At 61.9% G+C, this 10,940-nt stretch carries 11 protein-coding genes; 1 reads left to right on the top strand and 10 read right to left on the bottom strand.

The features are described 5' to 3' along the window. The first annotated feature begins 5 nt into the window (after nt 1–5). Complete coding sequence (locus PSU4_RS29530) at nt 6–143, top strand: integrase core domain-containing protein (protein ID WP_373866109.1); 138 nt, start codon at nt 6–8, stop codon at nt 141–143. A gap of 1,085 nt (nt 144–1,228) precedes the next feature. Here PSU4_RS29530 and PSU4_RS29525 read toward each other — a convergent pair. From PSU4_RS29525 to PSU4_RS29480, 10 genes are all read right to left on the bottom strand, one after another. Beyond that, entirely contained in the window at nt 1,229–1,699 is a 471-nt protein-coding gene (locus PSU4_RS29525; RefSeq protein WP_147115737.1) for a hypothetical protein, read from the bottom strand. A gap of 181 nt (nt 1,700–1,880) precedes the next feature. Then, entirely contained in the window at nt 1,881–2,612 is a 732-nt protein-coding gene (locus PSU4_RS29520) for a tyrosine-protein phosphatase (RefSeq protein WP_147115735.1), read from the bottom strand. A 292-nt stretch (nt 2,613–2,904) separates the two neighbouring features. Beyond that, a complete protein-coding gene (locus PSU4_RS32860) occupies nt 2,905–3,678 on the bottom strand; it encodes a FadR/GntR family transcriptional regulator (protein WP_147115733.1) in 774 nt (257 codons plus the stop codon). A 90-nt stretch (nt 3,679–3,768) separates the two neighbouring features. Continuing rightward, on the bottom strand, nt 3,769–5,154 hold the full coding sequence (locus PSU4_RS29510) for a 2-carboxy-D-arabinitol-1-phosphatase (protein WP_147115732.1): 1,386 nt from the start codon (nt 5,152–5,154) through the stop codon (nt 3,769–3,771). A gap of 198 nt (nt 5,155–5,352) precedes the next feature. After that, nucleotides 5,353–5,919, bottom strand: coding sequence for a hypothetical protein (locus PSU4_RS29505; RefSeq protein WP_147115730.1), 567 nt, complete (start codon nt 5,917–5,919; stop codon nt 5,353–5,355). Nucleotides 5,920–5,949: 30 nt separating this feature from the next. After that, a complete protein-coding gene (locus tag PSU4_RS29500) occupies nt 5,950–6,369 on the bottom strand; it encodes a PEP-utilizing enzyme (RefSeq protein WP_147115729.1) in 420 nt (139 codons plus the stop codon). Between the two features lie 18 nt (nt 6,370–6,387). Further along, nucleotides 6,388–6,918: a hypothetical protein gene (locus PSU4_RS29495; protein ID WP_222596446.1), complete on the bottom strand. Its 531-nt coding sequence runs from the start codon at nt 6,916–6,918 to the stop codon at nt 6,388–6,390. Nucleotides 6,919–6,951: 33 nt separating this feature from the next. Next, nucleotides 6,952–8,199 carry a hypothetical protein gene (locus tag PSU4_RS29490; RefSeq protein ID WP_147115727.1) on the bottom strand — a complete coding sequence of 416 codons (1,248 nt, stop codon included), beginning with the start codon at nt 8,197–8,199 and terminating at the stop codon, nt 6,952–6,954. Between the two features lie 73 nt (nt 8,200–8,272). Beyond that, nucleotides 8,273–9,679: a phenylacetate--CoA ligase family protein gene (locus tag PSU4_RS29485; protein WP_147115725.1), complete on the bottom strand. Its 1,407-nt coding sequence runs from the start codon at nt 9,677–9,679 to the stop codon at nt 8,273–8,275. A 265-nt stretch (nt 9,680–9,944) separates the two neighbouring features. Next, on the bottom strand, nt 9,945–10,856 hold the full coding sequence (locus PSU4_RS29480) for an NAD(P)-dependent oxidoreductase (protein ID WP_147115723.1): 912 nt from the start codon (nt 10,854–10,856) through the stop codon (nt 9,945–9,947). Between the last annotated feature and the right edge of the window lie 84 nt (nt 10,857–10,940).

Here is a 10,940-nt window from a genome sequence, read left to right as displayed (position 1 = left end):
CAGCGGTGTTCGACTCCTCAGCCGAGCGTGTCGCCTCGCTCCCGACCTGGCTGCACGGCTACAACTTCCACAGGCCCCACACCGCGCTCGGCGGACACCCACCCGCCCACCGTGTCAACAACCTCTGCCGGCGGGACACCTAGCCGTGGCCATGGCAGCCGTCGGATCAGACGGCTCAGGTCGCTGTCGTCGAGATCGAGCACTACCGGACACTGCGCCATCGCGCTGACCCAGGTCCGCATGCCCGGCAGCCGCGGAAGCGCTTAGTGCGACCGAACCATCGCCCGCGGCAAGCCCACATCGAGACGATGCGCTGCCTGCGACGTCGCCTCACCAAGCACGTCTGGCGCACCATGCTCCGGGACGAGCACCGGATGGCGGTGGGCCCCGGGACGGCAGGATGGAGCGACTCTGACATCCAGCGCGGCCGATCTGATCCCGGAAGCCGGCTCTTCGGAGAAGCCAATTCCTGGACCGCCACACTACCCTCCGGCGTACGACGTCCACGCCATCGCTCCGCCGGGCTTGCTAGAACACAGAGGAACGCCCGCTTGCTCGATCGAAGGCTCTCCGAGCAGGCGGGGGTTTCCTCAGCAGTCCGCGGCGGCCAGGAACGGCCGCCGCTGGCGCGACCACCGCCAGGTGTACAACCCGATCTTGTGGAAGCTGCCCCAGCGGGGGTCCTCTCTGAGTCGATCGTGATCTGACGCGCCGGACCAGCCGGACCAGCTACAGAGCAGTCTGCACCTACAGCGGCATTCACAGTCCGAGTGCGCCGACAGATGAGGGGTCATCCGCGCGGAGGAGGACGATTATCCAGGCGACTCAGCGGGCGACGCGGGTTCCGCGGGCGCCGCGCCGATCCGCCAGGACCTAGGCGGTGTCCCGGCGCAAACGTCTTCGACGGAGTGATCAGCAGGAACGCGGCGGACCCTATCGACCTGTCGGGCCCACGATGAGATGCGGTGCTTCCGGGTCGTGGCATGGCTGCGTCCCCGATAAACACAGTCGCCGGCCGCAATCTCTCGTTCGACAAGCGTGAGGCCACGGCACTTCTCAAGGCCCTTGCGCCAGCGCCCGGGGGTCGCCCGGCCGTCACCCTTCGAACGTGCCACGCGAGATGTGCCCGATGCCGAGTGTCGGGGCGGGCTAAATCGTTCCTCGGTTGATAAGGTACGACACTGGAGCTTACCGAAGCGAGCGGGATCCTCGCAGTCAAATAGTTCATCTACTTGTCAGTCCTGATTTCGACGGGGATTCGCCGCCATTCTTCGGCATCGAGTTCATCAGCAATCGCTGTGAGAAGGCCAGGGACAGCCCTCATGAACCCAAGAGACGCTGCGGTCACGATCGAGGCCGCGACGAGATCAACCTCCGCGCGACGAGCGACGGCCGAAGCGATCCGCAACATCGCAGCCGCCATGCTACGACCAGGACCAAGTGACGGCGTCGATCCAGATACGGATTCGTGCGCGTCCTGCATCAGTTCGCTAAAGTGATCAACAGGGCAGTCGCAGATCCCCGCCTTGCGGTTAGCGCCTTCTGTCGCCACTGCACGTAGCCCGTTTCGGACCGCATCAATTCCATTCTTGAGTTTTGGTGTAATCTCGTCCGTCGAGAGGCTGGCGCTGATAAACGCGTCGACCTCAGTGATTGAATTCATCGCAACCTGACTTAAACGTGCAGCGATCTCGGCCATCTAGTGTCCTTTTAGATGTCACAGCGACCCCCCCTTGGCGAGAGCGAGAGTCAGCTTAGACGAACTCCTTCTCGGCCTCGCGTGGGTACGGTGCCCGCTGCCGTCACCATTCTAGTCTTCCCCCCGCTGTCCGTTCGGGAGCGTCCTCGGGTCCCGTGACCACACACGGGACCGCGCGGACTCATTGCCGCGGAGACACCAAGAGGGCGGATCGAAGCCTGTCCAGTAAAGCCTCAGGGATTCCGCGCGTCCTGGCCCAGCCCTGCGCCCCTCCATAGCGCAAATCGAGCTCAATGAGAAACGTGCGAATCGCATAGTAGCGCGACCCTTCGTCTTTGCCCGACGTACCGGAAAGGTCGCGCGTTTCGCCCATCCGTTGGACTTCGCCTATCTGTTGGCGGCGCAGTTTCGCAAGCTCATCCATTTCAACCTGCACGTAGTCTGCGATAATCTGCTCTGCATCGAGACCAAGAATGCCCAGTAGCAGCGTGATCACGAGCCCCGTTCGTTGGGTACTCCCAGCGCTGTGCAGCAACACGGGTCGGCCTGCCATTGCAGCAACGCCCCGAATGATTGTCGGAAGAAACGACGTTGTTGACTCAAGATGCCCGAGGAGGAACCGTAGGACCTGTTCTTGCGGAGAAATCCCGGCAACTGGCGTACTGTGCAATGGAGCCTCGAGGTAGCTCACTGCGGAGGTGGCGACGCGCGCACTTTCCATTCCCAGGTCGACAATCAATTCGAGCCGCAGACGAGCTGTGAGGTGGGCGACGTCAGCTGAAGTCAGCGCTCGGCGCGTATCGCTGCGCAACAGGGCGCCAGACCGCACCCTAAGGTCGTGGCGTGCCGTCAAACCACCGACGTCGCGGATGCACGCTGAGCCCTCTGTGAGCGGTGACAATGACCGATCCACCTCGAGTCCACCAAGCCGTTGATGTCGTGCGGAATCGTGTTTGATCTGACCCCTCCTGCTGGGTCGAGGGGCCCACAGGTCCTGTCGCGGAGGGGCTGAAAGTATTCGCCTTCCAATTTCCTTGCGCCCACGGCCGCTATGTGCTGCCGGCTAGCCGTGAGGCACCCCGAACCGTGCACGGTGATGTCAGGTCCCCCGTCATTGAAACGGGCGCACCGAATCTAGCGCAGCGCGTGCTATATCCAGGATGAGCAGCTAACGGATACCGCGCGCCGACCTTGCCGAGGACGGGTCACTCCGGCGTGCCCGACGATTCCTCGGCCGACGTACCCCGTTCGACGAACACGCGTTGGTAGAAATCACGGATATGCTGCTGAAATGCACCTGCGGCAGCATCCGGATCCCGCGACTCGACGGCATCGAGTAGATGGGCATGTTCGCGGATGAGTAGTGCTCGTTCTGCTCGCCAGTTCCCGGACTCCTCCAGAGCCTGGAAGGCAGCGAGCATCTGCCGCGCGATCGCGTCCCTGAGGGCACTCATGATGAGAGGGGCGACAGAGTTCCCCGAGGCTCGCGCAAGCACGACATGGAACTCGGTGTCCAGAGTCAGAAAGCCCTCAGGGCTTCTGGAGTCACGCATGCTCTGGATAATGCCGCGCAGCCGGAAGATGTCTTCGGCGCTGCATTGCTCAGACGCGCGCCGCGCGCTAAGCATCTCGAGCGCCTCCCGCACATCAAGCAGGTCGATGAGGGGCAGCTGCAGTAGAGATGCGTACAGCCGCAAGAGCCCGGAGAGAGGACTATCGTTGTGCGCCGATACGATCAACCCGGAGTCTGAACCCGTCCCTCGTCGTGCGGTCAGAACTCCAAACGCCTCGAGCACACGTAGAGCTTCCCGCACCGATGCCCGCGACACCCTGAAAATCTCGGCCAGCTCCCGCTCGGGCGGGAGCTTGTCGCCCACCTTGAGTTCGCCATCGTGAATCGCGTTCTCGATCTGGACAACAATGTCTTCAAACGCGCGCCGGTGCTTGACCGGAACTAATGAAGATGCCAGATCTCCCATGTCAGATTCTCTCAGGGTCGCTGAAATAAGAATTATCTTATCATAGTTTCCGGTGGCGCTTCCAGCAGCCGCCGACGCCACTATGGCCCCTCATGGGGCAACCCTACTCTCGGCCGGAGGAGCGAGGGCCACGCTCGTCCCGCGATTGAAGGTCTCAAGTACCCCCTGTCCGTTCCCGTCGACCTCCACGAGGGTCGGCAGTGCGTAGCGCAGCTGCAGGCGGAAGTAGTCTGTCAGCGACGCACCGAGGATGTGGCAGAGCAGCGGCTGGATGACCCACGCGTGGCTGACGAGCGCGACGGTCTCTCCGAGGTGGTCGCGCACAATTTGCAGGAATGGTTCGATGACGCGTTGGTAGACGTCGACCACACTCTCGCCGCCGGGAAAAGCAAGGTCCACCGGATGGTGGTACTCAACCGAGGGAAACCGCTCGTTAAACGCAACATCCAGCCAGGGGGTGAAGCGCTCGTCAGCGGCCGGTATGCGAGCCAGCGTCATCCCTTCGAAGTCCCCGAGTGCGATCTCTCGCAACTCGGGCCGGACGATCGGAACCAATCCCTGCGCGGCGGCCAACGGCTCGGCCGTCTCTCTGGCCCGGTTCAGGTCCGATGTGTACACCGCGTTGAGGCGAACGGTCGCCAGCTCGGCTGCCAGCTCCTCAGCTTGCTGCGCGCCCTGCCTGGTAAGGCCGATCGGATTGTGGCTATATACTGGTTCACCGTCCTCGACGACCATTGACTGCCCGTGTCGTATCAAAAAGATCCTGCTGGTGCTGCGTAGGTCGGGCGCGCCGTCCGGCACGGTCCGCTCTCGTAACGCCAGCCGGCCTCCAGCGAACGAAGGCAGTTCCGTGTCGCCATTCAGCGTCCGCAGCACTCCTCGTCCGTCCGGACTGACCTCGGCGAGTGTGAGCGAGGCTGGCAGACCCGCGAACGACCAGTACTGCGCGACGTCAGCCCCAACGACGTGGCACAGGAACGCCTGCAGCACGTATGCGTGAGTGCAGATGGCCACTGTCCGGCCCTGCCAGGCCGCGGCAATGGCGCAGAACGCTGGCAACGCCCGACGAAGGGCGTCGGCGACCGACTCGCCGCCCGGCCACGCAAGTTCGGCCGGGACGTGAAAGTCGGGACCGGCGTGGCGACCTCCGAAGTAGACCTCCAGCCAGGGAAGAAAGCGTTGGTCAGTCTCCCGCAGCTTAGAAAGGGTGATCCCCTCGAAGTCGCCGATGTCGACCTCGCGCAGTCGGCCGTCGGCTGTGATGGGAAGTGCAGTAGCACCCGCGATGGTCTCCGCGGTCTCCCGGGCTCGGGGTATCGGCGAGGTGAAGATCGCTTCGACCCCTGCGCCCGCCAACGTTGCAGCCAACTGCGACGCACGAGCGCGACCTTCGTGTGTGAGGGCAGCGTCGGAGTAGTTCCAGACCTGACCCTCAGCGTCGGGCATTTCGGCTCGTCCATGCCGGAGCAGGAACATCCGACATGCGCCGGCGCGAACCTCGGAATTTTGGATTTCGCCCGTCACAATGACAGTGCCGCCTCTCTGATCCTCAGTCTGCCCTGGTGGACCGGCCTTCCCTCCGGCTCGCTGACCTATCGACGGTATCCCCGCCTCGGCATTCCGCGTGATCCGAAATTGCTGTCTGCGGTGGCGCCTCGGCGGGGATACCCACGGTCATTCGGTTCGTTCCTTCCCGAGGAGGAGCAGAGCATCCTCGTGAAGCTCGAACCAAATGTTGTGCACGGAGTCGACGGTCGGAGTGCAGACGAAGTCGAGATCGCCTCGATCCACCTTCGCGATGCTCCGCTCGAACCGGCGAACGTACCCCGAATATCGTGGAACCAGATGAGTAACCTCGCCGATCGAATTGATCAGCCGCTCCACCGTGGAGACGATTCGGTCCAGCACCTTCGCGTCGCCGTCGGACTGCTGCCAGTCGCTCACCAGCTTGATGAATCTGGTGTTGACGGTCTCGAAGCGGCGGTACCACTGAGCGATGCCATCCTGGAGTGCCGGATCGGTGAAGACTTCACGATAGTAGGACTCCACCTCCACCATTCCGCCAGGCTGAATGACGAGCTCGTCACCGAGGTCCATCACCCAGTTCTGCGCAGTGAACCTACCAACGAGAGGCTGTACCTCACCGACCGAAAGCCCAGCAATGTCCGCGAGGCCGCAAACTGAGGTCATCTTCTTTAGGTACAGCGAGTTCAATACCAAGAATTCCTGCTCAGTCAGCATGCGCCACCTCGTCACGACCGCGGTCGGAACTCATGCATCGCCCGGGGCGGACCCGTTGCTCGCTCCGTCCTTGATATATACGGAACCGAGCTTTCCTGCGCAATCGATCAGGAGGGGGGTGCCGTCGGGGATATTGTCAAGGCCTTCAAGGGTAAGCGTCATGACAATTGGGACGCGGAAGTTGCGCCCGACAATTCCGAGGTGCGATTCAGGAGTGCCTGCGAACGTGACAATTCCTGCAGGCTTCTTGTAGAGCAGCGGAGCCACGAACGTGGTCGTGCCACCAGGTGTGATGACCACCGTCTCCTTGACCTTGACTGGATCGGACATTAGCTTGATCATGTCCTGCGGGGTATTGACATTCAGTGCGACGCCTTCGTGCTTTCCCACAGGCACCACGCTGTAGCCCTTGCCAATGAACTGGTACCCCGGGATGTCGTTCTCGCTCATCTCGCCTATCCTCCGCTCTCAGATATCCATCTCTGCCAGACCGCTCTCTTCCGGGGAGAGGAAGAGCCATTCCATGGTCGGTTCCTGGGGCGGATAGAGGAAGATGACCTCCTTCAACCGCAGCGGGAAGTCGTTCTTCTGAAGCGTGGTCCACTCCCATTCATCCCACTTGACCTGCGGAGCATCGTGGCGCAGCTCGTCGATATCGAGCACGGACAACTCCTCGGCGTTGTACCACGGCGGGAACTTGCCCTTGTAGTAGTCGACGTAGCAGAGGAACTCGTCGCCCTTGCTCTCGATACAGACGATCACGCACTGACCGTAAAAGCCCGCGTTGGCTCGGATGTAGTACTTGGTCTCCCGGTGCAGCCACTCCTCGAAGGACTCCGCCGTGTCGAGCTCGACGTCGACTGCCCACTCCTCATGCGACCATTCGAACCGCTTTTCGCTCGCGTCCTTGACCTTCGGCTCCACCACAGCTCCACTCTGCGCTTCGACTGTTGGCGCAACCGCGTCTGTCGAGTCTTCCCTGATCCCCTGCGCTGTCATCGTCAGTCCTTTCCGACTGAGATCGGTCGCTGTCTAATTCCGGATCTCGTACCGGCCGAGCTTTGTTCCGCGGCAGCGGAATCCGGGCATCTGCAGGGGAGGAGCCCCCAGGCCCGCTGTGGCATTCCGTTGGACTTCACCCGCCTTCGTGTAACCCTTGAGCAGATACTCCATGCTCCGCAGGTCCATGTCCCAGAATCCCATCTCGGCAGCTTCGGCCTCGAGGTCGTGGGCGCGGACGTAGGGCAGCGACGCGGACACGTAGACCCAGTTTCCTTCGAGGATCTTGTCGAACCACGGCTTCATGGCGAGGTACTGGTACATGCGCTCAACGGCGGACTCCAGTTTCGCGATGTGCTCCGGCAGCTCACTGAGCGGGATTCTGGTGCTCGTACCGTTCGGGTAATCCTGGTCCCGCATGTAGACCGCGACATCCAGCAGTGCCTCGTCCTCGTAGTCAGGTGGGTCGCAGAAGAGGGTGCCGGTGTTGTAAATAGAGAACATCTTCAACTTGCCGTTCTTGCGATCCCGCATCATCTTCTTCTTGTCGAAGGTCAGGACCATGCTGTAAGAGAAGGGCAGGTCGCCCACGACGAAGGTCCACGGGAACGACTTCTCGTTCACGAAGCAGTCCCGGACCAGGATTAGCTTGTCGTCCACTTCATAAGGGCCAGTGTCGCCCAGGCCGAGGCGGCAGTCGTAATGGTCGAGGAAGCCCATGAGCTGGGCCAGAGAATTGAACTGGCCGAACGTAGCCCGCAGTTCTGGGTCGTCGAGCGGCTCTACCTGCGTGGCCAGGTCCTCCACCACGTCCTGGTCGAGGACCTGCAGGACGTAACCCACATCCATGACCGCGGGCTTGCCCTCGCGCATGTAGCCCTCGAACATAGTCTTCCAAAAGCTGTAGATGATGCGGAGGTTGTCGATGTAGTCGTTCGGGCCGATGAGGCCGCCGTCGATTAGGAAGAGCCGGCCGAAAAGCGCGATGCCGGCACCCCACTGGATGTTGCACGGGGTGATCGTCTTGATCCCGAATTCGCGGTGGCCGGAGCTGCAGATGTCACGGATGCCCTCCATCCCGACCTTCTCCCCGAGCCAGAGGTACAGCCACGGGTGCTGGAGGAATGTGGTCTGGAAGGACAGCATCTCGTACTCAGCACGGGGGATGAGCGGATTCTCGCCCTCCGTTCCCCGCCTAGCCAGTAGGTCGGCCACATACCAGGAGTTGTGCTTAGCCCATTTCACCGTCTCTTCGATGGGCATCAGCTCGAGCTTCTTCATCTCCCGCGTTCTCCTCAAACACTCATACACACGCCGTCGTTGGCGCGTGTCGTCCGGGCGATTGACATCTGTGTCATCGCGAATCCAGGATGGACTGGACATCCTGGCTCATCGTGCGCTCATCGGATACGCGCCGAGACTTGAATTCTGTCCGCTCGAGCGAACCGGCCGGTGCGATCTCAACTTCAACCCTGAGACCGAGCTTCTTCTTGAGGTGGCTGACCACCGAGTTGCGAAGGTCGTTGTCGGAGTGCCCGGCGACCGCTTCTGTGCGCACCTTCATCTCGTCCAGTGCGCCCTGGCGTACGACCGTTACGCGGAACTCGCCCGAGCAACCTGCAGCGCGGATGGCCTCTTCGATGGCTGCCGGGTACACGTTCTCGCCCCTGATGACAAGCATGTCGTCGGCTCGTCCGAGCAGCCCATCGGGTAGCCGACGGTAGGTGCGTCCGCACGGGCAGGGTTCGTCCGTATACCGGGAGAGATCGCCCGACCAGAGCCGGATCATCGGTTGGGAGTCGCGCTCAAGGTGGGTGTAAACGAGGACCCCTACTTCGCCGGGTCCTACCGGCTCCTCCGTGACAGGATCGAGCAGTTCTGTGTAAACGAGGTCGTCCCAGAGGTGCATCCCGGTACGTTCGTGGCATTCCGCGTTGGACATCCATGGCGACATCTCGGCCATAGATCCCATATCAATGCAGATACCGCCGAACGTCGACTCGATTAGCTGCTTTGTCGCCGGAATCCCGGCACCGGGTTCGCCAGAAAAGAAGAGGACGCGGATTCCGAAGTCAGCCGGGTCATACCCTGCATCGCGGGCCACCTCGGCAATTCGGAGCGCGTAGGAGGGTGTTCCGTAGAAGGCGGTAGGCCGCATCTGGGCTAGCCACTCGACCGCCTGGAGGGTTTGGCCAGGAACCCCAGCGCCGAAAGGGAAGCATGTTGCGCCGAGCCGCTCAGCCCCGATGAGTGCGCCCCATCCGCCCCAGTAAAGCCCAAAGAAGGATCCGATGAAGATTGTGTCGTTCGGCCGGATTCCGGCCGCCCACATGATGCGAGCATGCGCAGTCGCGATGCGCTGCCAGTCGCCTTGGCTCACCCCGAAAGCGGTTGGGCGTCCGGTAGTACCAGAGGTCCCGTGGATGCGCAGAACTTTGTCCCGAGGAATGCAGAGGTATCGACCGAACGGAGGGTGCTCCGTTTGCTCGGTCCGGAGCTCCTCCTTACGCAGGATGGGCACGCGTCGGATGTCATCAAGGGAAGAGATGGAGCCCGGATCAATGCCGGCTGCTGCCCACCTTCCCCTATAGAAATCGGAATTTGAGGCGCAATAGGCAAGTTGCGCCTTGAGCTTGCGGAGTACGAGCTGAGCACGCTCCTCTGGGGGCATCGTCTCGATTTCCGGGTCCCAGTATGGGTTTTCAGCGGGAATGAACGAGTCGTCGCCAGGAGGGGGCCACCGCGCTGCAAGCATTGTCATGACTTCTGCCTCCAGCAAGTCTTTGCGCAGGCCGCTACATTGTCAGACCAAGGCATGTCGACAAGATGTCGTTGATGTGTCAAGGTTTCATCGCAATCGTCGGAGATTCGGCAGCCACGAGGCCCGAGACGGGCAGGCGCAATAGAGGGATATTTGTAAGGTGGGCCCGGCGGTTCGTCCATTGCAAGGCGGAGTGGGACTTGAGTAGTCGACGCTCCGGAGCTGGAAGGGATGTGCGCCGATGCGATGCATGCGTTTTTAGCAGCTACTCTCGAGGGGACACTCGCTTGCCAGCGCCATCCTCGTAAATCTTTACCACTGATGTGAAGTGCTCGTCGGCGCTCTCCCGCTCACACGCCTCGGCATAGAGTGCCTCGACGACTGGAGCTAGCCGGGTGGAGTAGCCCATCGAGGACGCCAGATCCATTACCAATCGAATATCCTTCAATGCAAGTCCGGTGCGGAATCCGGGTGTATAGTCACCGGTCAGAACCTGAGGGAAGTCGTGATTGAAATGCGCTGAGCGGCCACCGGAGACCGATAGGATCTCAAACAGTCGGGTGGGGTCCATGCCGCATTTCACTCCGAGCACGAAGGCTTCGCTGGCAACAGCGATGTTGCCGATCGACATGAGGTTGTTCACGAGCTTGACGGTCTTTGCTGTACCGATGTCGCCGGTCCGGTTGATCTTCCGCGACATCGCTTCCAGTAGGGCCTTGTGCTGCTGGAACAGCTTCTCGTCGCCACCCACTTGGAAGACTAGTTCTCCGGCGGCCGCCTGGGGCGGCTCTCCCGAGAGTGCGACGTCGAGGACATGCTTTCCGCGTGCATGCGCGAGGGCGGCGAGATCGCGGATCGCGGCAGGCTCGATGGTGGAAGTCTCGATGAGCGTGGACTCCTGCGATGCTCCTTCGAGCCACCCTTCGGGGCCCGCACATGCGTTGAGCACGATAGTGGAGTTAGGAAGGGAGCTGATCGTTACCGACGTGGTCTCGGCGACCTCTCGCGCAGAACTCACGACGGATGCTCCCGCGTTCTCGGCCATGGCGCGCGCATCGGTCGAGACGTCGAATCCGACAACCGCGTATTCGCGGTCGAGCAGTCGGCGGCACATGCCTCCGCCGATATTCCCGAGGCCGATCAGGCCGATCGGACCGAGTTTCTCGGTGGTGTGCATCGAGGGGACCTCCAGCGACCGTGGGGGGACTAACTCGAGCGGCGGAGCCGGGAACAGGCCAAACCGGCGGAGCCGGTGCAACCC

It is taken from the genome of Pseudonocardia sulfidoxydans NBRC 16205, from assembly GCF_007989085.1.
In the GTDB taxonomy this organism is placed as follows: domain Bacteria; phylum Actinomycetota; class Actinomycetes; order Mycobacteriales; family Pseudonocardiaceae; genus Pseudonocardia; species Pseudonocardia sulfidoxydans.
The sequence above is the reverse complement of the archived record's forward strand: the minus strand, read 5'-3'. Positions and strand labels throughout refer to the sequence as shown.